The 22915-nt window shown below is 62.2% G+C and carries 17 protein-coding genes; 9 read left to right on the top strand and 8 right to left on the bottom strand.

The features are described from left to right. The first annotated feature begins 62 nt into the window (after positions 1–62). On the top strand, positions 63–425 hold the full coding sequence (locus tag IRI77_RS35215) for a helix-turn-helix domain-containing protein (protein ID WP_407674022.1): 363 nt from the start codon (positions 63–65) through the stop codon (positions 423–425). Between the two features lie 1020 nt (positions 426–1445). Here the strand turns inward: IRI77_RS35215 and IRI77_RS35210 are convergent. From IRI77_RS35210 to IRI77_RS35195, 4 genes are all read right to left on the bottom strand, one after another. Next, on the bottom strand, positions 1446–1802 hold the full coding sequence (locus tag IRI77_RS35210; protein WP_194449590.1) for a hypothetical protein: 357 nt from the start codon (positions 1800–1802) through the stop codon (positions 1446–1448). Between the two features lie 16 nt (positions 1803–1818). Further along, the gene (locus IRI77_RS35205) at positions 1819–2616 is read right to left on the bottom strand and encodes an RHS repeat-associated core domain-containing protein (protein ID WP_228486485.1); all 798 of its coding nucleotides are present in this window, start codon (positions 2614–2616) and stop codon (positions 1819–1821) included. Positions 2617–2841: 225 nt separating this feature from the next. Continuing rightward, on the bottom strand, positions 2842–3876 hold the full coding sequence (gene xerC / locus IRI77_RS35200; protein ID WP_194449593.1) for a site-specific tyrosine recombinase XerC: 1035 nt from the start codon (positions 3874–3876) through the stop codon (positions 2842–2844). A 1-nt stretch (position 3877) separates the two neighbouring features. Beyond that, entirely contained in the window at positions 3878–6544 is a 2667-nt protein-coding gene (locus IRI77_RS35195) for a CHC2 zinc finger domain-containing protein (RefSeq protein ID WP_194449592.1), read from the bottom strand. A gap of 130 nt (positions 6545–6674) precedes the next feature. Between IRI77_RS35195 and IRI77_RS35190 the strand changes: the two genes are divergently transcribed. Beyond that, positions 6675–7037 carry a helix-turn-helix domain-containing protein gene (locus tag IRI77_RS35190; protein WP_407674022.1) on the top strand — a complete coding sequence of 121 codons (363 nt, stop codon included), beginning with the start codon at positions 6675–6677 and terminating at the stop codon, positions 7035–7037. A gap of 1020 nt (positions 7038–8057) precedes the next feature. On the opposite strand, the gene IRI77_RS35185 is transcribed toward IRI77_RS35190, so the two are convergent. From IRI77_RS35185 to IRI77_RS35175, 3 genes are all read right to left on the bottom strand, one after another. Beyond that, positions 8058–8414: a hypothetical protein gene (locus IRI77_RS35185; RefSeq protein ID WP_194449590.1), complete on the bottom strand. Its 357-nt coding sequence runs from the start codon at positions 8412–8414 to the stop codon at positions 8058–8060. Positions 8415–8430: 16 nt separating this feature from the next. Then, a complete protein-coding gene (locus IRI77_RS35180; protein ID WP_194449589.1) occupies positions 8431–9789 on the bottom strand; it encodes an RHS repeat-associated core domain-containing protein in 1359 nt (452 codons plus the stop codon). 210 nt (positions 9790–9999) lie between these two features. After that, a complete protein-coding gene (locus IRI77_RS35175; RefSeq protein WP_194449588.1) occupies positions 10000–10980 on the bottom strand; it encodes a hypothetical protein in 981 nt (326 codons plus the stop codon). Positions 10981–11698: 718 nt separating this feature from the next. On the opposite strand from IRI77_RS35175, the gene IRI77_RS35170 reads away from it, so the two are divergent. From IRI77_RS35170 to IRI77_RS35140, 7 genes are all read left to right on the top strand, one after another. Then, the gene (locus IRI77_RS35170; RefSeq protein ID WP_194449587.1) at positions 11699–12193 is read left to right on the top strand and encodes a carboxymuconolactone decarboxylase family protein; all 495 of its coding nucleotides are present in this window, start codon (positions 11699–11701) and stop codon (positions 12191–12193) included. Further along, the gene (locus IRI77_RS35165; RefSeq protein ID WP_194449586.1) at positions 12193–13050 is read left to right on the top strand and encodes a sigma-70 family RNA polymerase sigma factor; all 858 of its coding nucleotides are present in this window, start codon (positions 12193–12195) and stop codon (positions 13048–13050) included. The genes IRI77_RS35170 and IRI77_RS35165 overlap by 1 nt, the downstream gene beginning before the upstream one ends. Positions 13051–13158: 108 nt before the next feature. Beyond that, on the top strand, positions 13159–14820 hold the full coding sequence (locus IRI77_RS35160) for a carboxylesterase/lipase family protein (protein WP_194449585.1): 1662 nt from the start codon (positions 13159–13161) through the stop codon (positions 14818–14820). Positions 14821–15153: 333 nt separating this feature from the next. Beyond that, on the top strand, positions 15154–15714 hold the full coding sequence (locus IRI77_RS35155; RefSeq protein ID WP_194449584.1) for a hypothetical protein: 561 nt from the start codon (positions 15154–15156) through the stop codon (positions 15712–15714). A 454-nt stretch (positions 15715–16168) separates the two neighbouring features. After that, entirely contained in the window at positions 16169–19072 is a 2904-nt protein-coding gene (locus tag IRI77_RS35150) for a hypothetical protein (RefSeq protein ID WP_194449583.1), read from the top strand. A 179-nt stretch (positions 19073–19251) separates the two neighbouring features. Then, positions 19252–19647, top strand: coding sequence for a BlaI/MecI/CopY family transcriptional regulator (locus IRI77_RS35145; protein ID WP_194449582.1), 396 nt, complete (start codon positions 19252–19254; stop codon positions 19645–19647). Further along, the gene (locus IRI77_RS35140; RefSeq protein ID WP_194449581.1) at positions 19644–21407 is read left to right on the top strand and encodes a M56 family metallopeptidase; all 1764 of its coding nucleotides are present in this window, start codon (positions 19644–19646) and stop codon (positions 21405–21407) included. The genes IRI77_RS35145 and IRI77_RS35140 overlap by 4 nt, the downstream gene beginning before the upstream one ends. A gap of 90 nt (positions 21408–21497) precedes the next feature. On the opposite strand, the gene IRI77_RS35135 is transcribed toward IRI77_RS35140, so the two are convergent. Then, positions 21498–22883: a DUF2252 domain-containing protein gene (locus tag IRI77_RS35135; protein WP_228486484.1), complete on the bottom strand. Its 1386-nt coding sequence runs from the start codon at positions 22881–22883 to the stop codon at positions 21498–21500. Positions 22884–22915 lie beyond the last annotated feature (32 nt).

Raw genomic sequence — 22915 nt, 5'->3', positions numbered from 1 at the left:
TGTCGTAACATATGGAATCCTTAGCGGTCAATCCGATCTCACCGGTTTCTTATGCTGCGGTTGTGCCCCCGCGCCACACAGAGAACGGCTTTGCCCAGCGTTTAGCGGCTCTCCGCAAAGAGAAGAGCTTGACGCAGCAGCAACTATCGGAACGTGTAGGTGTCCACGTACAGCAGCTAAAACGCTACGAAGCGGGCTCTTCTCAGCCCACCCTGGACGTGATTCGAAACCTGGCCGTCGCTCTGGGCGCTACGGCCGATCAGTTGTTGTTTGGCAAGGATGAACGCGGCCCCGATGACGACCTGCGTTTGCAGTTCGAAGCCGTCTCGCGGTTTTCCGCCGAGGAGAAGAAAGTCATCAAGTCGCTGCTCGACAGCATGATTCTGACGCACGAGGCCCGCCGCTGGTCGTCGGGTAGCGGCTGAGGAGAAAACAGCTTTCCGAGCAGCCGTGCGGAGCTGCCGGCGCCGCCACAATTCCTGACCAACCAACGAACACCCGCCCGGCGCCGGCTGCGACATAGCGGCGCGGGCAAGGCCCCCTTGGGGGGCCGCGCCAGTGGGGCGTAACGACGGCGCCGCAGGCGCCATCGATTTTGTCCGCAGGCCCCTGGGGGGCCGAGGACTGGGGGCGACCAAAGACGGGAAGTTTGCATAAACGCGCGTTATCGGCCGCCGCCGAAGGAGTGCCGGAGCTGGAGGCGCAGCCGGAAGCGGAGGCCACCGAAATAGGAACCGGCCGACGATAACGGCCGATTATGTAAATCTTCCCCACCTTGCGCCGCAGGCTGGCTCCTACCCAGATGAAGACGTCCAGGCGGCCGCCGGCGTGCCCTCGCCGTCAATTCGGGCGGCTGCACGAGGGCGGCCGCAGGGTACTGTCGCAGGAGGGCGCCCCCGCTTCGGCCGCAGGCCGAGGAGGGGGTCGGGGGGAAGAGATCAAGAGACGCTCCATTTGCACGGACGAGACGCCCGTAGGGCGGCGAAGGACGTGCGGGTCCTTGTTGCCCCCAGTCAGCCGCGGAGTGGGTCCGGGCGGGGGCGCGCAGCTCCTGCCCGTCAGTTTGTTTCTGCTTCGGAGAGGATCAGATCAAGGGGTTTGTGGTGGCCGGCGTTTCGTTCGAACTGATGCGTCCCAGCGGCAATTGTGATGGCTGGAATCAGGATAGCCTGGGTCGAATTACTTGCTCATTGAGCCGCAGCGTGAGCCGGATGCTGTTGATGCTGTGTCACTTATGCGTCTGGCGAGGCTGCTGGACGGATCCCGGCAGTAGAGGCCAAAACCCAGGCGAAGCGCTCGGAGCTCCCATAACCTCTGTTCGTTCAATTACTTACGAAGTGGGACGGGTCAGGCTGTCGCCTTTCCACGCATGGCAGATGAACCGCTGCCGCTCGGGGCAGTGAGTTCTGAGTAAATACAGCACAAGCTGCCCATGGCGAAGACTATCACGCGGTTTTGAAAAGTGAAAATAGCTCTTTGATTCGGTCCACAGATGCGTACTCCATGTAGGTCGCCATTACGCCTCTAATGAAGTATGCTTCGTCTGGGGGCGCCCACATATTTCCCTGGAGCCTAATGTTGTGAGCAAGGTCAAGTTCACGTGCAGCTAATTCATAGGCCCCAGCCCCTATGTCGGCCAGCGCGTTTGAGATGGCCCAAATCAGTATTCGCGCGTAGACATTTTGGTTTACAGACTCTGCCGCAGATTGTCGAATCTCAACAAGTAATTTCTGATCTCGCGCATCACACTTTGTTGCGAGGAGCCGATTCCTTACTATTGCTAGATCAAGCGTGGTATCCATAAATCACTCGTCTCCATCAATGTAAATCTGTGGGTGAAAGATAGCCTTTGTAGGGCAGCGTCACTTGCTGGGCTGGCACTTCGCGAATGCCCAGTTGCTTCGCTGCCTCAACTCGATGATGTCCGTCAACGATGAACTTCTTTCCTTCATATTCAACATACTTGACGGTTTCTTTGATACCCTCTTTGCTAATCGATTCCTTGAGTGCACTGAATGCCCTCTTACTCTTGGTCAGCTCATGGGTCGCAGTTAATTCCCACGTTTTAACCAGTTGTCGTTCGCCTCCGCCTGGAGTCAGCAATCCCAGAATGCCGCCCAAGTCTACTCCGAACTCTTCGTTTTTGGAGGAAGGTGACAACCCTAGAGCATGTTCAGCTTGGTCAACATTTGCGTCCGGGGCTCCTCCTAATCGCATAAGCTCGAATATATCCGTCAGAAATCCCTTCACTACGCCAACTGCCCTTTCACGCTGGGGATTGCCGCGGCTAATTGGCAAGGGTCCAATCTTCGGCTCATCTCTAAGCACTTCGTCCGGATTGGAGCTGTCGGAGCAAGACGCGAGATCCTTGTTAAAACAAACAGCTCGCCCGGTAGGATCCATGTATCGCAACGGATTGTTGCGAGCGTAACTATATAGGTTCCAACTTTGAGGATCTGCCGAATTCTGATCAGCGAAGGGCAAGTCCGGGCTCGTAAACCTCCCCTGCGCCCCCGAGAAGTACCGCGCCCCGAAGTAATCGAGGCCGGTTTCGGCATCCCGTTCTTTGCCGGTACTATGGGATCCTCTGCCGGAATCGTACAAGCAAACCGGCATCCCCTTTGTGCCCTGCGGGTTACTGGCCGGCTGCCATCTATAGGCTGTGGTGCCTAAACTCCAGACCCCCTGATGCGGGTTTCCGGCTAAGTGAATCGCTGTCGTTGATGTGTGGATGGGCCTGGGCAGAGGGGTCGCTACGGGCAAGACAAAGGACGCGGCGCGCTGTCTTTCTGCCAGCATCGGGTACCCACCAGTGTACCCTCTGGTGGCCCTGTGGCGGGCCTATTCGGTAGGTTCGTCGTCTTCGGCTTCTATCGCCTTCAGAAGCTCCTGACGGTCCGTTTCCACCACTTCCGGAAGACGGGCCGGGTGCGTCGCCCGGTGGATCTCCTGAAGCTGCCGGATCGCCACGTGCGTGTAGATCTGCGTCGTCTTCAGGTCCGCATGGCCCAGCATCGCCTGAATGAATCTTGTGTCGGCGCCACCCTCCAGCATCAGCGTCGCCATCGTGTGCCGAAACAAATGGCAGGCTCCGTGTTTTCCGACATTGGCCGCTTCCACGTAGCCTCGCACCACTTCGGTGAGATAGTCGAGCGAGAATGGCTCGCCGGCGTTGGACAGAAACACGATCCTGTCATCGGGCTCCGTGGCCAATTGCGGGCGGGCTTCCTCCAAGTACTTGCGCACCCAGGCCGCGGCACGGTCGCCCAGCGGAATCATGCGGTCTTTCTTGCCCTTGCCCTGGCGGATGGCTATCGTGCCGCGCTCCAGGTCCAAATCCCATAGCTTCAGATTCACCAGCTCCAGCCGCCGCATTCCGGTCGAGTACAACGTCTCGAGAATCGCTCGATCGCGCAGGCCCAGCGGGTCGTGTACGTTGGTCTGCTCGATCACCTGCTCCGCTTCCGAGGCCGTCAGAACAGCCTTCGGCAGCCGCATGCCCAGCCGGGGCAGTTCCAGCTCCGAGGCCGGATTGTGCAGGATGTGATGCTGCCGCGCCATCCACTTGAACCACACCCGCAACGGCACCAGGCGGTCATGCTGGCCCGTGAAGCTCAGCGGTTCGCCGTTCTTCTTGCGGTAGTGGAACACGTGGCGCTGGTAGCTCTCCAGCACCGTGCGCGTCACTTCCACAGGCTCGGTCAGGCCGCGCTCGTTACACCAATCGAGGAAGAAGCCGATGTGCACGCGGCGGTTCTTCACCGTGTACTCGGAGTAGTTCCGTACTCGCAGGTCTTCCAAGTGCTTCTCCAGCAGTGACGCCAGTGGAGTCGCCGGCACAACTGGCGGCTTCCGGCGCCGGGGCACGCGGGCCATCTCACCGGGCTCCTATGGCTAGGGTTACGACGCCGTTGACTCCCAGCCCGGTATCTGTGGTGTTTTGCGGTTCTCGCGCCAGAATGCCGTTTGCCCCTGTATTCATGCGGGTTTCCGTGGCCCGACCAGCCCCCGACAACACCCCGACCTGGGGCCGACTTGCCCCCGACTTCTCCTCTTCCAGCCCCGACCAGTTCAATTCATAGACGAAGGTTTGGCCCCGTCCGCCGTGATGGACGATCAGGTACTCCAGCTCTTCCAGCCGGTGCAGGTGCGTCTTCAACTGCGTGTGGCCCCAGCCGGTGTGGGCGCGCACATCGCGGCCCAGCAAACGGCGCGTCTGCGCCGGCAGCTCATCCAGCGAGCGCCGCATCAGTTCGTCCATGAGTTCCTGCGCCTTGGCGATGTCTGCCCGCGTCACCTCGATAAAGGAAAGCCCCTGGCTCGTCCTCACCGGGCGCTGGTGCTGGTGCAGCAGTGCGATCGCGCGGATCAGAGTCAGGTACTTCATGTGGTCGCGCCGCATGCGTGTCAGCGCATCGGGAAACGTCAGCTCGTCGACGAACGGGTTCACCACGAACAACGGCTTCAGTAGGCGTTGCGCGTTCTGGTGCATCTTGATCAGCGTGGCCCGCTGCTGCCGGCGGACCAGGCCTTCCAGCGTCTGCTGTTCGCGCTGCAGCCGGTGGATCGCCTGTGTCTGCTCGCGATCCTCGTTCACCGCCAGCACGAGGCAGCGGTTCAGCAGTTCCTCGTCGATGTCGATGGCGGTCGTGGTCAGGAACATCATCACCGGACCTTCGACTCGGTACTGATGCGTGACGAGCTTGCCCGTCGCCGGGTCCTTGCCGGTGGACGCGATGGAGAGCACACCTTCGCTTTGCAGCAGCTTCAGCGCGTAAGCGGCGCGGCTCGCGCCTTCCTCTTCGGCAATGGCCAGCACCTTGTGTCTCAGGTCCATGCTGCCCATGTAGTAGAGCGACTGCTCCGTCATCGCCGAAAACCGGATGCACTCCTCGGCCGGCACGAAGGCCAGCACCGCATCCATGAGCGTGCTCTTGCCCGCGGCCGACGACGACTGCACCAGCACCGCCAGCGGCGATTCCAGATGACGCGAAACCGCGGCCAGATAACCGATAAGCTTGTTGCTCTTCTCGCCCACCAGACCGCAGCGGTCGAAGTCTTCGACGATGCGCTCCAGCAGGCGCGGGTCCTTCAACAGCGTGAGCGCTTCGGCGCGTTCTTCCTCGCTGAGTTCCACTTCCGGTTTCGCTGGTTCCAGTGCCTTGCGGATCTGCTCCGATTGCAAGCGTTCCAGCGCCAGGAAGACTTGCCCCACGTCCTTGCGGAGGATGTCTTCCTTCAGGCCCAGCTCTTCGGCGGCGCGCTTGATGAAGGCGGCACGTTGGCGGTCGGTCTGCAGGTCGAGCGTATCGACGTGAAAGTCCTCCTGCCTCGACACCAGCACGTTCACCTTCATGACCTCGGGGCTGAGGTTTTTGGCCAGGCCTCGAATGCGATAGCGGCGGTCGCCGCGTGGAATCAGGACTTCGTCCCCGTTGACGAGGACTTCCGGCTCAGCGGCGAAAGGAATCACGGGCGGTGGTGCTTCTGCCGGCGTGGCCTCCACTTCCGGCTCGGCGCTTTTCTCTTGAGCCGCCGGCTTTGGACCTTCCCACCACGTGGCGCGGTTCAGCAACACAGCCAGGCTCTCGCCGGTCCGCGCGTATTCGTTGGCGTCCAGCCCCTTCGGGAACAGCACGCGATGCGAACCAATGCCGAGGGCGAGCAGTTCTTCTTTTAGCCGCTCGGCCGCCACGTCGCCGGCCTCATCGCGGTCATACGCGATCCAGACTTGCTGAACGCCGTGCTTCTGAAACGCGGTCCGGTGATCGTCCGTGAAGCCGTTGACGCCGTAGCTGGCCGTCACATTGCGGAACCCCGCGCACCAGAACGTCAGCGCGTCGATGATCGACTCGCACAGGATGATCTCCTTCGCGTAGGTCTGCGTCACCTTGCCGGCCAGATCGATCACAGGAAACACGACCGACCCCATGAAGTGCTCATGCCCGCTCTCGCGCAGGATGCCTAACCGCTGCAGGCGTCCGCGCAGATCGGCGCCGGCCTTCCGGTTCCTGTCCGGCAGCGTCAGCCCGAGCGTGCGATTGGCGAAGCCCAGTTGGAAGCGGTCCATCATCTCCGGGTGCGTGAGGCCGCGGCTCTCCAGATACCGCAGTGCTTCCGGCGACTCGCCCAGGGTCTTGTGATAGAAGCTGACGACATCGCGCAACGTCTGCCGATCGTCGGCGTCCAGCGCCACCGGGGCTTCGAGCTTTACCGCGGTTCCTTTGCGAACGACGTGGCCGTCTCCGGCGGCTAAAGAGGGATGATCGGCGCGCAGCAGTTCCGCCGCATGCCGGAAGCTGACGCCCTTGGTCCGCATCACCCAATCAAGCGTCGATCCGCCCACGTTGCAGGCGCCCAGGCAGTGCCACAGGTTTGTCTTCGGCGAAACAACGAGCGAAGGCGTCTTGTCGTCGTGAAACGGACACCGTCCGATCAGTTCCGCGCCATGCCGTTGCAGTTCCACTCCGAAGCCCAGCACCAGCCGCTCGATGGGGATTTCTCTTTTTAGCCGCTCAAGCTCTGAGTCCGGGATGCGTGCCATCGGATCTCCTTTTTGTGGCTTGGCGGCCTTTTACGCCGAAACTTGTCAAGTCACACATATGATACTATTGTCGTAACATATGGAATCCTTAGCGGTCAATCCGATCTCACCGGTTTCTTATGCTGCGGTTGTGCCCCCGCGCCACACAGAGAACGGCTTTGCCCAGCGTTTAGCGGCTCTCCGCAAAGAGAAGAGCTTGACGCAGCAGCAACTATCGGAACGTGTAGGTGTCCACGTACAGCAGCTAAAACGCTACGAAGCGGGCTCTTCTCAGCCCACCCTGGACGTGATTCGAAACCTGGCCGTCGCTCTGGGCGCTACGGCCGATCAGTTGTTGTTTGGCAAGGATGAACGCGGCCCCGATGACGACCTGCGTTTGCAGTTCGAAGCCGTCTCGCGGTTTTCCGCCGAGGAGAAGAAAGTCATCAAGTCGCTGCTCGACAGCATGATTCTGACGCACGAGGCCCGCCGCTGGTCGTCGGGTAGCGGCTGAGGAGAAAACAGCTTTCCGAGCAGCCGTGCGGAGCTGCCGGCGCCGCCACAATTCCTGACCAACCAACGAACACCCGCCCGGCGCCGGCTGCGACATAGCGGCGCGGGCAAGGCCCCCTTGGGGGGCCGCGCCAGTGGGGCGTAACGACGGCGCCGCAGGCGCCATCGATTTTGTCCGCAGGCCCCTGGGGGGCCGAGGACTGGGGGCGACCAAAGACGGGAAGTTTGCATAAACGCGCGTTATCGGCCGCCGCCGAAGGAGTGCCGGAGCTGGAGGCGCAGCCGGAAGCGGAGGCCACCGAAATAGGAACCGGCCGACGATAACGGCCGATTATGTAAATCTTCCCCACCTTGCGCCGCAGGCTGGCTCCTACCCAGATGAAGACGTCCAGGCGGCCGCCGGCGTGCCCTCGCCGTCAATTCGGGCGGCTGCACGAGGGCGGCCGCAGGGTACTGTCGCAGGAGGGCGCCCCCGCTTCGGCCGCAGGCCGAGGAGGGGGTCGGGGGGAAGAGATCAAGAGACGCTCCATTTGCACGGACGAGACGCCCGTAGGGCGGCGAAGGACGTGCGGGTCCTTGTTGCCCCCAGTCAGCCGCGGAGTGGGTCCGGGCGGGGGCGCGCAGCTCCTGCCCGTCAGTTTGTTTCTGCTTCGGAGAGGATCAGATCAAGGGGTTTGTGGTGGCCGGCGTTTCGTTCGAACTGATGCGTCCCAGCGGCAATTGTGATGGCTGGAATCAGGATAGCCTGGGTCGAATTACTTGCTCATTGAGCCGCAGCGTGAGCCGGATGCTGTTGATGCTGTGTCACTTATGCGTCTGGCGAGGCTGCTGGACGGATCCCGGCAGTAGAGGCCAAAACCCAGGCGAAGCGCTCGGAGCTCCCATAACCTCTGTTCGTTCAATTACTTACGAAGTGGGACGGGTCAGGCTGTCGCCTTTCCACGCATGGCAGATGAACCGCTGCCGCTCGGGGCAGTGAGTTCTGAGTAAATACAGCACAAGCTGCCCATGGCGAAGACTATCACGCGGTTTTGAAAAGTGAAAATAGCTCTTTGATTCGGTCCACAGATGCGTACTCCATGTAGGTCGCCATTACGCCTCTAATGAAGTATGCTTCGTCTGGGGGCGCCCACATATTTCCCTGGAGCCTAATGTTGTGAGCAAGGTCAAGTTCACGTGCAGCTAATTCATAGGCCCCAGCCCCTATGTCGGCCAGCGCGTTTGAGATGGCCCAAATCAGTATTCGCGCGTAGACATTTTGGTTTACAGACTCTGCCGCAGATTGTCGAATCTCAACAAGTAATTTCTGATCTCGCGCATCACACTTTGTTGCGAGGAGCCGATTCCTTACTATTGCTAGATCAAGCGTGGTATCCATAAATCACTCGTCTCCATCAATGTAAATCTGTGGGTGAAAGATAGCCTTTGTAGGGCAGCGTCACTTGCTGGGCTGGCACTTCGCGAATGCCCAGTTGCTTCGCTGCCTCAACTCGATGATGTCCGTCAACGATGAACTTCTTTCCTTCATATTCAACATACTTGACGGTTTCTTTGATACCCTCTTTGCTAATCGATTCCTTGAGTGCACTGAATGCCCTCTTACTCTTGGTCAGCTCATGGGTCGCAGTTAATTCCCACGTTTTAACCAGTTGTCGTTCGCCTCCGCCTGGAGTCAGCAATCCCAGAATGCCGCCCAAGTCTACTCCGAACTCTTCGTTTTTGGAGGAAGGTGACAACCCTAGAGCATGTTCAGCTTGGTCAACATTTGCGTCCGGGGCTCCTCCTAATCGCATAAGCTCGAATATATCCGTCAGAAATCCCTTCACTACGCCAACTGCCCTTTCACGCTGGGGATTGCCGCGGCTAATTGGCAAGGGTCCAATCTTCGGCTCATCTCTAAGCACTTCGTCCGGATTGGAGCTGTCGGAGCAAGACGCGAGATCCTTGTTAAAACAAACAGCTCGCCCGGTAGGATCCATGTATCGCAACGGATTGTTGCGAGCGTAACTATATAGGTTCCAACTTTGAGGATCTGCCGAATTCTGATCAGCGAAGGGCAAGTCCGGGCTCGTAAACCTCCCCTGCGCCCCCGAGAAGTACCGCGCCCCGAAGTAATCGAGGCCGGTTTCGGCATCCCGTTCTTTGCCGGTGAACCGGTGGCTCACCGCATCCGCTCCCGGGCAAGAATGCGGGCGCGCCGCGATTGCCGGCGCGAGCTCAGATTCGCTGGGCAGATGGTCTTGGCGGGGTATGATCGAGGCCGGGGTGCGGTGCTGCGAACCAGCCACGCTGTTGTACTTCCCAGCCAACGCGCTCTCCCGGTCGTACACGTAGACGGACGCTACTGCCCGCCAGGCCTTCGTCTTACGCCGGTCACCGTCATCGTAGCTGTAGGTCGTCGTATTGCCTCTGAACGTTGCCGACTTCCACCGCTGTCCGATGTTGTACGAGGAGGCACACCTGACCACCGCCGTCTGATTGCCAGAGTCTTCGGGATCGTAAACCGCGCTATTCCCCTGGAGCCGTTTGATCGTGCCGAAGTTGCCCTTCGCCTGCAGGATCGACGACTCTGTCAGGCCGGAGGGACACACCGAGCTAACCCGCTGGTTTCCGAACCAGTCATAGCCGAAGACTTCGATCCAGGCCGTCGTTCCGGTCAGGGTTTCCGCGGCACGCGTCAAGCGATTCGCCAAGCCATCGCAGAACGGCTGCAGGCAGGGTTTCTCCCCGGTGGTCAGGGTGTGGGTCGCCACGGTCCCATTATTGCCTGCATGGTGAGCTCATTTGGGCCCGGCTCCGCCCGAGTGGGGCTGGGCAGTTGCTATGCCTGCGGCCGCAGGATGCTGACCGGACGGCCGGGTCTCACGGACTGCCCCGCTTTGCTGCCCGAAGAGGGAAGGGCCCCTCCCACTGTGAAGCGGCAGGGGCCCGGGGGCGGAGAGACTCTGATTTGGTTGGGTGGGCTAGATGGGCAGCCGGTCTTTGGCATCCGACCATTTGTTGGGGATCTTGCCGCCTACGATCCAGTGGGAACTGGGTTCGTTGTCGAAGCAGACGAAAGCTTCCTGCTCGCTGATCCACTTCGTGAAGAGGGGGAAACGGGGTCCGGCGTGCTCGCGATAGCAGATCACGATTTCGTTCATCAGGCTCGCCTTGGGCACGGTGGGCAGGATCGACCGGTAATCGAGCGCCTTGTTGAAGCGCTCCTTGTCCTTGCCGGTGAGTTGTCCATCCTTGCCGGGGATTTGCTTGATCCCGTAGCGGAATTTCACGTGATCGTCGGTGGGCGCAATGTTGTGGAGGCCGGCTCCGATGTCGGCCGAGTCGGCCAGTTTCAGGCGGGTCATGCGGCGGCGCAGTTCGACCACGCGGGTGTAGATCTCGGGCCGCGCGAGGCGCTCGGCTTTCGCCATGCTGTTCAAGAGGTGAAAGAGCGCCATGTCTTCGGGCTCGGCGAGGGGCATGAAGATGGTGGTGCGCACGGCGAGTTCGCCCCATTTCCAACGGACCTGTTTTGTGATGAGCGGCACCATGGGGCTGCACAAGGATCCGCTGAGGTCGTGCAGACCGTGTCTGTATTTCAACCGCTCTCCTTCGTGCATACCGAAGTTGGCGGGATTCATGCGTTCTTTCAGGCTGTCGGTGCCGGTCCGGTAGCGTTCCGCCGGATAGAGTTGCTTCTCGATATCGCCGTGGCGCGCGCCGAAAGCGATGTCGGCGGTTTTTCCTCCGTAATCGCCGTAAGTCTGCGACTCGGTGCCCTGGCGGACCGTCATGCGCCCGCCGCGGAAGGCTGCCTCAAACGTGTCGCGCTCCTCCCAACTCTTGTATGCAGCCCACCAGGCATTGATCATTCTCAGTGTGGTGCGGGATTCGCTCTGTTTGAAGGCATCGCCGCTGTTTAACTGAAACGTCAGCGCCCTTCTTGTGAATTGTAGTGACACAGCTTTGTCCTTTCGACAGCAAGCATCCACCCAGGGGACCGGGATGAGAGGAAGGATTCGCGCGGCCTCCGAGCCGCCAGGGCAGGGATACGGATTCTCAAAGACTCCTCCGCGAGCCGCGCGCGATCAGCGGTTCCACGCAATGCGGGCAGCTCCCGCGCCGTCTACGAGACGGGCTGCCACCATGACCGTGCAACCGGCACCAGGGGCGCACCCTGGAAGGGGCGCAGCGGGGTCAATTGACGGCAGTTCTTTGCTTTCTTTTCTCCGATTGTCCGGCGGGGTTGTTCTTCCCGGCGTCCCAGCTACGGGGTAGTATACACCCGGGTGTTCGTGCGGGCGCCCGCGCTGGCGCGGTGTCGCGCGAGTGGGCGGGCGAGGGCGGTGCAACGGGATGGCCGTTCGGGGCGGACCCGACTTGGTGACAGACAGTGGGCGGAGGGAGCCTGTCAGGGTTCGCCGGGCTTCCTCCTTTCGTCGTGCGGGTGGCCGCGATTGTCGTCGGTGGTTAGGTTCTGTGTTCGTCGCTGGTGGTGCGGGCGTCTTCCTTGCTGCGGCGGGTCCTGGGCGATGCCCAGGGGAATGCTGGAGGGGGGGAGTGGATTGCTTCGAGAGAAGCTTGCTTCCGGAAGGGGACGCCCGCGGCCCGGCGGCTTGATGTCACAACGGCGGAGGCTCGTTCGTCATGAAGGTAGAAGTTGCAAAAAGGAGACCCGCTATGAGAAGCAAACTGAACATCTTCGCTGCTGCCCCTTCCCTGGTGAAGGAGTGGCAACAAGCCATGCTCTCGCTCTCTGCCTCGTCCAGCCTGGAGCCCAGCCTGACGGAACTGGTGCGGCTGCGCGCCTCACAGATCAACGGCTGCGCCAACTGCCTGAACCTCCATGCCGCGGAGGCACGCGAGCGGGGCGAGACCGAGCAGCGCATCTATGTGCTGCCAGGGTGGCGCGAGGCTCCCTGCTACACCGAGCGGGAACGGGCCGCGCTGGGCTGGACCGAGGCGCTGACGCGGCTCTCGGAGGGCCGGGGGCACGAGAGTGCCTACGAAGCCCTGAGGGCTCATTTCACGGAGGAAGAACAGGTGAAGCTCACGTTGACGATCAATATCATCAACGGGTGGAACCGGATCGTTGTCGGCTTCGGATTGTGGGCGGAGCCGGCGGAGGTCAAGGCCATGGCCCAGCAGTTCGCTGCCCAGGAGGCCGTCGCCTGATGAGCGGCACGGGTACAGAGGACGCGGCGGCGGTCTTTGGTCCGCTGCGCCCGAAGCTCGTGCGCGTTGCGTACCGCATGCTCGGCTCCGTCGCGGATGCCGAGGATGCGGTGCAGGAGACCTTCCTGCGGTGGATGGGGGTCGAGCGCGGCAGCGTGCGGGAGCCCGAGGCGTTCCTGCGACGCACGGTGACCCGCGTTTGCCTGGATCAGCTCAAGTCAGCGCGACGCCAGCGGGAAACCTATATTGGCCCGTGGCTGCCGGATCCGGTCGTCGAGGAGGACGAGGTGGAAGATGTCACCTTGCCGTTGATGCTGGCGTTGGAGCGGCTTTCGCCGTTGGAACGGGCGGCTTTCCTGCTCCACGATGTGTTCGGGCTGGGCTTCGAAGAGGTCGCGGCGACGATCGACAGAGAGCCGGCGGCGTGCCGGCAGCTAGCCGCGCGGGCCCGGGTCCATGTTCGTGAGGCGAGGCCGCGGTTTGAGGTGGAGAAGAAGAAGAGTCTCGCCCTGGCGGAGGCGTTCTTCACGGCTTCCCGCGGCGGGGATATGCAGGCGTTGGGTGCGCTGCTGGCGGAGGATGTGAGGGTTCATGCGGATGGCGGGGGCAAGCGCCCGGCAGCGATGGAACCCGTGGTGGGGTATGAGGCCGTGATGAATTTACACCGGTATCTGGCGGGATGGTTCCAGAAGAATGACTCGAAGCTGGTCCGCGTTTGTTTCGTCAATGGACTGCCTGGTTTCATTAGCTGGGAGGCTGATGGAGAACTGCAGACGACCGCGCTGGCCATTGAGGACGGGAAGATCGCCGCGGTGTACGTGGTGCGGAATCCGGACAAGCTGCGACATTTGCATTAGGGGGCGTGGTGGCGGACGAATGCCCTGTGCCAGGCAAAAAGCTGGCAAGATTTTCAGACTTCGCAGTGTTAAACTGCGGCCATTCCGACTTTCCGAAGGGGGTGGCTGATGTTGTCGGGCAGGCGCTCGTGGCTGAAGACGGCCGGCGGATTGGCGATGGGTTCGGCGGTCCCGGTGGCTTCCCGGGTTCCGGAGGGCGATTCGATTGTCGCTACCAAGGGAGCCGCGGTGGCGGAGACCGAGGCGGGTAAGGTTCGCGGATTTGTGCGGCGCGGGGTGTCGACTTTTCGAGGGATCCCCTATGGCGCCGCCACCGGCGGAGCCCGGCGTTTCCGGCCTCCGGCCGAACCCGAGCCCTGGAAGGGCGTCCGCAGCTCGCTCACCTACGGCTATGTCTGTCCGCAGGAGCCGAGGCCGCACTGGGATAAGGATGAAGTCGCTTTCGTTTACCAGTGGGACGACGGATTTCCGAACGAGGACTGCCTGCGAGTCAACATATGGACGCCGGGGTTGGACGGGCGCAAGCGGCCGGTGATGGTGTGGCTGCACGGCGGGGGCTTTTCGACCGGGTCAGCCCAGGACATGAAGACGTACGACGGGGAGAACCTGGCGCGCCGGGGCGATGTGGTGGTGGTCTCGTTGAATCACCGGGTGGGCGCCCTGGGGTTTCTGAATCTCGCGGCGTTGGGCGGCGCCCCGTACGCCGAGTCCGGCAATGTGGGGCTACTGGATATTGTCGCGGCGCTGGAGTGGGTGCGGGCCAACATCCGGAACTTTGGTGGGGATCCGGGCAACGTGACGGTGTTCGGACAGTCCGGCGGAGGCGGCAAGGTGACGGCGCTGATGGCCATGCCGCGCGCCGCGGGCCTGTTCCACAAGGCGATTGTGCAGAGCGGCTCAATGCTCTACATGCCGGGCCCTGAGAAAACGACGAAACTGGCCGAGGCGGTGCTGAAGGAGTTGGGATTGCGCGCGGCAGACGTGGCTCGCATTCAGACGTTGCCCGTCGAACAGATCATCCAGGCCGGCCTGGCTGCGGCAAAGGCCGTGTATCCGCCGCCGGACTATTCGAAGCCGCTCGAGTTCGGAAGACATGCGGAGCTGATGCCTTGGGCCCCGACGGTGGATGGCGTGATTCTGCCGGAATCCCCGTTTGTGCGAGGCGCACCGGCTGTTTCTGCGAAAGTCCCGCTGTTGGTGGGCTCCACGCGAACCGAGTTTGGGATCGGCTGGCTCTGGCCGGAGTTCGAAGATTACACGATGGATGATTTGGCGAAAGCGATCACGAAGGGGCATGGGGCGGTGAAAGGGGCGCGTGTGCTGGAGGCGCTGCGGCGCGGGCATCCATTAGCGAAGCCTTGCGACCTGTTCGCGCTCTGGCAGTCTTCGGGCATGCGGCAGTGCGTTCTCCAGCAGGCTTCCGCCAAAGCGGCGCAGGGGGCGGCTCCGGTGTATGTGTACGTGTTCGCGTGGAACACTCCGGTGCTGGACGGGCGGATCCGGTCGTACCACTGTGCCGAGCTGCCGTTTGTGTTCGCGAATACCGACCGGTGCGATCCGGCGACGGGTGGGGGCGCGGCGGCTCGGGCGCTGGCTGAGAAGGTGAGCGACGCCTGGGTGCGATTTGCCCGGAGCGGGAATCCGAATCATGGCGGGTTGCCGGAGTGGCCGGCGTTTGCCCTGGAGAAGGGGGCGACGATGGTTTTCGATAACTCCTGTGCGGTGGTGCACGATCTGGATCGAGAGGAGCTGGGTGTGTTGGCGGAGTGACAGGGAGACGCGCTGTGGGCCTGAAGACTTTCGCTGCCGCGTTTCCCGTGGATTCTGTTGCTGAAGTTGGCGGATGCGGCCTGCAACTGAAGTGACCGCCGACAGGAGCCCGACGAGGCAATGTGGGCCAGAGCATCCTGGAAGCGGGGCGTGTCGTGGATTCGCCTGTCCCCGTGAAGCAGCGGCCGCTCGAGTTCAGAGTGACTGAAACGCCATCCTTACCTCCGACAGAGGGCGGCGATGATCACTTTCTCGGGTCCGGCCACCACTATTCCGGTGCGCAGCTTCTAAGCGATGGAATTCTGGAGGGGCTGCGCACTGGAGGCAACAATTATGGGTATTCTTCTGGGCTACGCGCCCTTTGTGGTGTTTTTTGCCGTCTCAAACCTGGGCGGTTCGGTGATGGGGTTGGTCTGTGCGGCGATCGCGGCGGTTATCCTGACAGCGGCCAGGGCTCTCAGCGGCAAGCAATCCGTCAAACTTCTGGAGCTGAGCAGCGTGCTGCTGTTTGCAGGCCTGGCGGCGGCCGCCTATTCCACCGATGCAAACTGGACCGTGACTGAAGTTCGCCTGCGGGTGGACGCCGGACTGCTGGCGATCATCGTGGCCTCGCTGGCGATCGGCCAGCCCTTCACCTTGCAGTATGCGCGGGAGGAGGTACGCCCCGAGTTGTGGAACAATCCGAGCTTCCTGCAGACGAATCGGATCATCTCGGCTGCCTGGGCGGGCGCGGTCCTGGTGTGTATCTGCGCGGAAGTGCTCTGGATCTACTTTCCAGCCGTACCCAAGGGGGTCGGCACGATTGCGACGATTGGGGCGATCTATGGGGCGGTTCGCTTCACGTCGTCCTATCCGAAGCGCATGCGGGAGCAGGCGGCCGTCGCGGCGGAGTGAACGGTTGGCGACGGGATCCTGGCGAAGGGATCCGCAGGCCTTGGGCAGGCGCCCTTCGGCGTTCCTCCGCCTGGGTGCTCGCTGCGTGGCAATGTCTTCGCGTGCATCCTTAGGAACGTAATCTGGGAATAGACGCTTGCGGCGGGCGAGCTGATTGCACAGATCATCTGAAGACGGAAGAGACACGACAGAACTCCGGCGGCTGATTCCGGAAGATCGAATTTGACGTGCCAGGTTGAGGGGGAGCCATCGGGGCTCCCCTTTTCCGCGTTTCGGAGGAAGGCCGGACGCCGGTTGGTCTTGATCTCCCCATGGCTCCCTCCCGTCCTTTCCGCCCTCAATGCATCTAAGCCCAAGCCTCGCAATTTCAATGATTCAACGGCTGCCCGGCACGTTGCCGCGATCTCCGGGATCTTTGATCACATTTCTCCAGGTGGTCGCCACTTGGAGGGGCATGAGAGAGAAACTCACTGACGACATTTGGAGCCGCATGACTGCGGCGCCCGGGAACCGCTCACGGCTGCGGATGTACGCTTTGGCGTCATTCTGCCTGGCCATGAGCTCCACTGTTGGATTTGCGGCGGACAGCCAGTTAGCCGCCAAGAAGTCGAAGGACAGCGTGATTGCAGCTCCTACCGCGGGCCAGCGGCTGAGCGGCAAGATGCACGTCTGGATCAATATCCCGGACGACCAGAGCACCCGGTTTGAGGTGAAGCTGAACGGGAAGGACATCTCGGATGCCTTCACGCTGAAGCGGCGCAAGTCCTCGGCGCCGAACGGCCGCACCCGGACGGTGCAGAGCGATGCGCTGACCGCCCACGACGGAATGCGTACCGGCCGCAATCTGCTGACAGCGCGGGTGTTGATGGCCGGCAAGGCGCCGAAAAGGGAACAGCTCTATTTCGAATGGTCGCAGCAGCCGCTGCTGGGCGCCACTTCCGTCAGTGCCGTGCAATATCCGCCGGCCGTGGGTTTCGTCGTGCCGGGTCCGACCAAGGGGGGGCCGGTGGTCAAAATCGGCGCCGACGGAATCCAGACTTCGAACTGCGATAGCGCGCTGCAGGTGCTGGTGCTGGATCGCAGCGAACTCACGCAGAAGGACTATCAGTGCTTCGACGAATCCGCCAGCCTGAAGACCTATCTGGCGGCCCGCTCCAACGCTGAGCTCGTGGTCGTCACTACGATGGAGGGCCGCACCGCGCCCGCGGGTCTGAACACCTCCGCCATCGGCGGCAACGACTACTCGGCCACGCCCGCGACGCTCTCGCCTTCCGGTTACATGATCATCGGAGCCGGCCAAACCAAAGCCGGGCAGGCGACGGAGAACTATTACGTGGAAACGACGGCAGCGGCGCCGTTTCAGTACGCGCCATACCTCACAGGCATACTGCTGCACGACAACAACAACTACTACGCCTTCCACCCGAGCGAAATGGCCACGTTCACGGTTTCCCCCAACGATCCGTCCCGCTCCAAATCGGTGGTGCAGATCAACGATCAGGTCTACACGAATCCGCATCAGAGCTATGGCGCCGGCGGCTTCTGGCTGCTCACTCTCGACCGGTTCGGTCTCCAGCCCATCGACTCCAATTGGAGCGGAGGCAGCGTTTGCGTGTATGGCGGTAAGCTAAACGACGGCACATGTGGGCAGTTCTACCCCACCGGATCGAACGATACCAGCGTGGCGTATCCGGCGATGACGGCCCTGGCCACGGCGTTGACCGGCGCCAACCAGAGCCCGCGGAATCTGTTGGTACTGACGACGGTCGGCACGCCACTCGTCTATCTGCCCAACAAGGAACTCGGGCAGGCAGTGGCACAGTTGGGCGCGTCGGAATACGTACTGCAGAAGGTTATTTCGGAATCAGTCCAGAACACCTACACCCTGATCTCGAGTTCCGACGATGATTTCTCGCAGGGACTGACCGGAAAGGCCATCTTCTCCACCAGCGTCTATTCGCAGCAGAAGCAGACCGGGTATGTCCGAGGGCTTCTGCGGCGCGACCGGAAGAGCCTCTTCAGCCCCGGGACGTATGCCCATGAATCGGCGGAACAAGTCGCCCAGGGCAAGGGGCGGGTGTTCGAGCTGGAACCTCTGCTTTGGAGTCAGCCGGTAGCATGGCCGCTCACGGATACGCCCGGTCACATCGCGGCCTATCAGCAGCTTAGCTACCAGGTGATCAACAATGTGCTGACCAATCCCAGCGGCGATCATCTGTACGATGTCCGGTATTACTACTTTGGCAGCCAGGCCACCAAGTTTGGTGAATACAAGCTGGACAAGAACGAATACCCTTATCCGGCCAATGCGAACGGCTTTTCGCAAGCCGAATGGACGGATGCGCTCGGGCAGATTGGTACGGAACTGGGCTATCTGGGACAGGTGCAGAGTTTCCTGGGTCCGGACTGGGTGGGCGGCATCATGTCGGCTGGCACCACGCCGATGGTGTTGAGCATGTTTCAGGCGGCCGGCGATCTGGCGGAAACCGAACTGAGTGCCAGCCAGGCGCAGGTGCGTGTCGACACGTCGGCAATTCTAAACCTGGCCATCTCGGGATTGGAACTGTTAGGCGACTTCTACGATCCGGCCAGCGTCCTGGGGGATGCGCTCACGCTGGCGTCGCAGACCAGCGCGTTCGGCGACGATTCGCAGAGTTTGCCTGGCGCGGAATATGCCGCGATCGCCGAGGCGACCGCCCTGGCCGGCAAGGCGGAGACGTTCGCGGTGAACGTGGAAAATGGGTACAACATGATGGTCCAGGCGATCTACTGCGACTGGGGCAAGCTGTCCTATATCGGGCAGCAGGTGGCCGACACATCGAGTCCCTGGTATCAGACATCGAAGACCATCTCGCCAAACCTGGTCGCGGCCTTCGACACAGCAGCCAAGAAGAGCACCTACCTACAGGCGCTTCCTACCCTCATCTACAAGGATGCGTGGCTGTACCAGCAGGCCACGAGTCCTTCCCAGGTCGGCTCGTGGAAGCTGATGGAATGCAATAACAAGACCGGAAAATGCGAGTACAAGTGCACGTCGTACTACGCGACCCGCAGCATCCCGGCGAACGTCACGCGCACTTACGGGACGTTGAATGATTCGACGACCGGGGACAACACGATCCACGACCTGTATGTCCTGTCGCAGCCCATCAAGAGCCAAGGCAGCGACTACGTCAGCCAGGTCTATCCCAGCGATGCGCTCATGACCCTGCTGACCGGCAGCGGCCCGGGCGATTTCAACCTTTCCCTGGATTCGCTACTGTCCTCCAGCAGCCTGTTGAAGAATCAGGCAGGACCGGTCTACAGCAATGTGGCATCCGCCTGCTACAACATCGGCGGGACCAAGTTTGTCCCGTAAGAACACATCAAAGTCCTGACGGAGTGTGCGGCCCGGCGGAGGAACAACTCCCCGGGCCGCATTTCCGTTATCAGTGGAGCTGCCGCACGGGTCAGCGGAGGCTTCCCAAGAAACTTTGGAGAACAGCCGGAATCGGGGCTTGACAGCTTCTCGCAAGTGTTATAAATTCTAACACTAGAATGTTTAACACTCGCGGACGGCGCAACGCGCTTACTCCTCTTGAGCAGTTCCTCATGGACTACGTCTGGGCGCATCCGGATTGTACGGCGGAAGTGTGCCGCGAGGGTGTCGCGGACCAGCGGGTGCTGAAGGACTCGACCATCCGGACGATCCTGCGCAACCTGGAAGAGAAGGGGTACATCGAGCACACGGTGGAGGGGCGGACGTTCGTGTATCGCGCCGTCGACACTCCGCGCAACGTGGCCGTAGACGCGGCGCGGCAGCTCATCGACCGTTTCTGCGGCGGTTCTGTCGAGGAGCTACTGGTGGGCCTGGTGGACAACCGGGTGCTGCGTCCGGATGAGTTGAAGCGGCTTGCGGAAAAGATTGCATCGCGCAAGGAGATGAAAGCATGATCACCGGAAGTTTCCTGATCGAGTGGGCGATTCGCTCCTCCGTTCTTATCGGCTCCGGAGCCGTCCTGCTGTGGCTGCTGCGGGTGAAGGATCCTTCGATCCGGCTGGCGGCCTGCATTGCCGTGGTCTGCGGCTCACTGGCCATGCCGCTGTTCACGGCGGCGCTTCCGAAGCTGCCGGTGGCGATCCCGCAGGCTCCTGTCGCTGCGAGGTTGGATCGCATTCCACAGAGAGAGGCCTTTGTTTCCAGAGTAACGACCAAGCCCGCGCCCGCCAGCGGCGTAGCGGCGCAGAGGATTGACTGGAGCGGCGCCCTGGCGGGATTGTACGTCGTGGTTGCGAGCCTGCTGCTTTTCCGGCTGGGCATGGGTCTGCTGCTGGCGCGCCGGTTGAGGCTCCGCAGCCGAGCCACGGAGCTGACGGCCGGGGGCACCGAAGTCCGCGAATCACCGCAAGTCGCGTCGCCGGTCACGGTCGGGCTGGCCCGGCCGGTGATCCTGCTGCCGGCGGACTGGCGCGAGTGGGGTCCGGCGAAGCTGGATGCCGTGCTCGCGCATGAGCGCTCGCATGTGCGCCGTAGGGATCCGGCGGTGCAGTTCCTGTCGGCGCTGCATCGCGCGCTGCTCTGGCACAGTCCGCTGAGCTGGGTGCTGCACCGGAACGTCGTCCGTCTGGCCGAGGATGTGAGCGACGACGCGGCCGTGGCGGTGACGCGCGACCGGACTTCCTATGCCGAGATGCTGCTGGAGTTCATGCAGAGCGGAGTGAGAGTGAACTGGCATGGAGCGGCGATGGCGCGCTATGGGAGTGCGGACGCGCGGATCCACCGGGTTCTGAACAGCACATTGCTGTCGACGGGGGTTCCGCGCGGCGCGGCGGCGTTGATCTGCCTGCTGGCGGTGCCGCTGGCCTATGTGGCGGCGGCGGCGATGCCTTCGCGCACGGTTCGTGCTGTTTCGAACACCTCGATTGCGGCTGGTGCGATGGCCGCGGTGGCGCCGGAACAAGCGACCGCGTCGTCTTCCCGTGTTGGGCACGGGCGATCCGAAGGCGCGTTGCGGCGCTATGTGATTGTCCTGGGCGACACGCAGAGCGGATCCTGGGACTCGAGCGAGCCGGCCAGTCCGGAGAATCTGCGGTCGCGGTTTGGCAACCGGTTCGCCTGGTTCCGCCAGAGCGGCGGCGAGTATGTGATCACGGATGAAGGTGTTCTGCACGAAATTGAACAGGCGATGGAGCCGCAGAAGAAGGTGAATGCGGAGCAGGAGAAAGTGAACCGGCTGCAGTCGGCGGTGAACGAGCTACAGGGAAAGATGAATGGCCGGCAGAATGAGGTCAACGCGGTTCAGGACAAGGTGAATGCGCAGCAGGCCGTGGTCAATGCCGCGCAAGCGACGGTGAACCGGCGGCAGGATCTGCTCAACCGCATTCACGATGCGGGTTCGCGGGAGAGCAACGAAGCTGCGGTGAAGAAGGTGGAAGCGCTGCTGAAGGAGTTGCGGGCCACGCCAGGCGCGTCCAGCCAGGAAGAGGTGAACCGGCAGCAGGCGAAGGTGAATGAGGAGCAGGGGCGAGTGAACGAACTGCAAGGCAAGGTCAACGCGGAGCAGGGCCATGTGAATGAGGAACAACACAAGGTGAATGCCGAGCAGGGGAAGGTGAACGTGATGCAGGCCAGGGTTTCCGCGGAGTTCAACGCGCGGATCCAGGAGATCTTCGATTCGGCGATCCGGCGGGGGTTGACGAAGACGGGGCGGTGACGGGGGCGGCTGGCTGCCCTTCACGGACGGCACAAGCAAAGGGACTTCCAGGATCATCCGAGGGAAACGGGTCCTCTTGCGGACGCGGGGCTACCCCGCCAGCGCCTTTACCTTCTTCTTCTGGATCGCCTCCACCAACAATGCATGATCCATCACGGTCTGGTCCCCATACGCTTCGGCCCAACGGACCATGGCTTCGTCCAGAATCGAGGAACTGCCGCAGTAGCCGGCGATGAGGGCGATGTCGCCGCTTCGGGCGTGGGCCCGGGCCAGGAGGCCGCCCAGGGTGTAGGCGTAGCGCTGCCAGTTGCCGGCGTCGAAACGCTCCACCGGGATCTGGCCTTTCAGATTGCGCTGCTGGCGCACGTAGAAGGGCCGGTCGCCCACTGAGGTCCACCCCAAGAGGATGTCGCCCGAGGCCTGCATCAGGCGCTGGTAGTAGACTACGCGGCGGCCGTCGTGAGTTGCCAGGTCGGGCGGCAACGCGGGGAGATGGTCGACCTGGACGGGCGGGGTCGCTTCCTTGACCTGCAGGACCAGGGCGTCGTTCGCACAGGCTCCGAACATCAGGACGACATAGTTGCGGACTCCGGCGCTGCCGACTCCGCCGACGCGGTGGCCCACGTCCGCGATGCGGTAGTGCCGCATCAGGCCACGGCGTTCGCGCGGCAGGGACTCGACGTAAGCGCCCAGGGCCTCCTCGACGGCTTTCCGGGTTTTGCCGTCGACCCGGCTGAGTACCGGCGGCGCCAGCTTCAGATGCCAGGCGCCCTTGGCATCCTGCTCAGCCAGTTTGCCGAGGGCCGCGTCGCTGTTCTGGGTGCGCGCTTTGTCGAGGGCGCGGCGCAAAAGGTCCTGGTAGCTGGGATCGACGCGGTCGAGGGGTTCGCCTTCCCCGGGGAAGAGATTCAGATACCAGATGTGCAGGGCGCCTTTGTCCTGGAGGAGGATCGCCTGCTGGCGGTAGCCGCGGGCGCATCGTTCGACGATGGCGGCGCGCTGTTTGCGGGGGAGTCCGGCCTGGCGGCCGAAGACGTTGATGCTGGCGCAGAGTCGCTTCAGGTCCCACTCCCAGGGCCCGACGCGCGCTTCGTCGAAGTCGTTCAGATCGAGCGTGACGTCGCGCTGGGCGGTGCCGAAGAGGCCGAAGTTAGCGAAGTGGGCGTCGCCGCAGATGCCACCGCAGATGCCGCTGTTGACGGCGGCGGCGAGGTCGAAGGTCATCATGGCGGCGGCGCCGCGCAGGAAGCCGAAGGGAGATTCCGCCATACGGCCCATGCGGAGGGGGACGTAGCGGTCCTGGCGGCCTGAGTTGGTCTTGAGAATGAGTTGGACCGGATCCGGCCGGTGCGCGGAAGGAGCCCAGTCGCCCAGAGACTCGCGCGGCACTTTCCCGCGAATCGACTTGCCTTCGGCGCGACGGTCCTGCCAGCCCCCAGTGATCGCTTTCGCCATGTTCACCGTTGTAGCAGACACCCGGAGGCCATTCCAGGGGGGTACCATGGTTG

The organism is Paludibaculum fermentans, assembly GCF_015277775.1.
In the GTDB taxonomy this organism is placed as follows: Bacteria; Acidobacteriota; Terriglobia; order Bryobacterales; family Bryobacteraceae; genus Paludibaculum; species Paludibaculum fermentans.
This window is presented reverse-complemented; position numbering and strand designations above follow the sequence as displayed.

Bases quoted from the DNA above. Each gene is read 5' to 3' on its own strand.
- IRI77_RS35170 (WP_194449587.1), top strand. From the start codon at position 11,699: ATGAGAAGCAAACTGAACATCTTCGCTGCTGCCCCTTCCCTGGTGAAG.
- IRI77_RS35150 (WP_194449583.1), top strand. From the start codon at position 16,169: ATGAGAGAGAAACTCACTGACGACATTTGGAGCCGCATGACTGCGGCG.
- IRI77_RS35165 (WP_194449586.1), top strand. From the start codon at position 12,193: ATGAGCGGCACGGGTACAGAGGACGCGGCGGCGGTCTTTGGTCCGCTG.
- IRI77_RS35210 (WP_194449590.1), bottom strand. From the start codon at position 1,802: ATGGATACCACGCTTGATCTAGCAATAGTAAGGAATCGGCTCCTCGCA.
- IRI77_RS35140 (WP_194449581.1), top strand. From the start codon at position 19,644: ATGATCACCGGAAGTTTCCTGATCGAGTGGGCGATTCGCTCCTCCGTT.
- IRI77_RS35205 (WP_228486485.1), bottom strand. From the start codon at position 2,616: ATGCCGGTTTGCTTGTACGATTCCGGCAGAGGATCCCATAGTACCGGC.
- IRI77_RS35155 (WP_194449584.1), top strand. From the start codon at position 15,154: ATGGGTATTCTTCTGGGCTACGCGCCCTTTGTGGTGTTTTTTGCCGTC.
- IRI77_RS35145 (WP_194449582.1), top strand. From the start codon at position 19,252: ATGTTTAACACTCGCGGACGGCGCAACGCGCTTACTCCTCTTGAGCAG.
- IRI77_RS35195 (WP_194449592.1), bottom strand. From the start codon at position 6,544: ATGGCACGCATCCCGGACTCAGAGCTTGAGCGGCTAAAAAGAGAAATC.
- IRI77_RS35185 (WP_194449590.1), bottom strand. From the start codon at position 8,414: ATGGATACCACGCTTGATCTAGCAATAGTAAGGAATCGGCTCCTCGCA.
- xerC (WP_194449593.1), bottom strand. From the start codon at position 3,876: ATGGCCCGCGTGCCCCGGCGCCGGAAGCCGCCAGTTGTGCCGGCGACT.
- IRI77_RS35160 (WP_194449585.1), top strand. From the start codon at position 13,159: ATGTTGTCGGGCAGGCGCTCGTGGCTGAAGACGGCCGGCGGATTGGCG.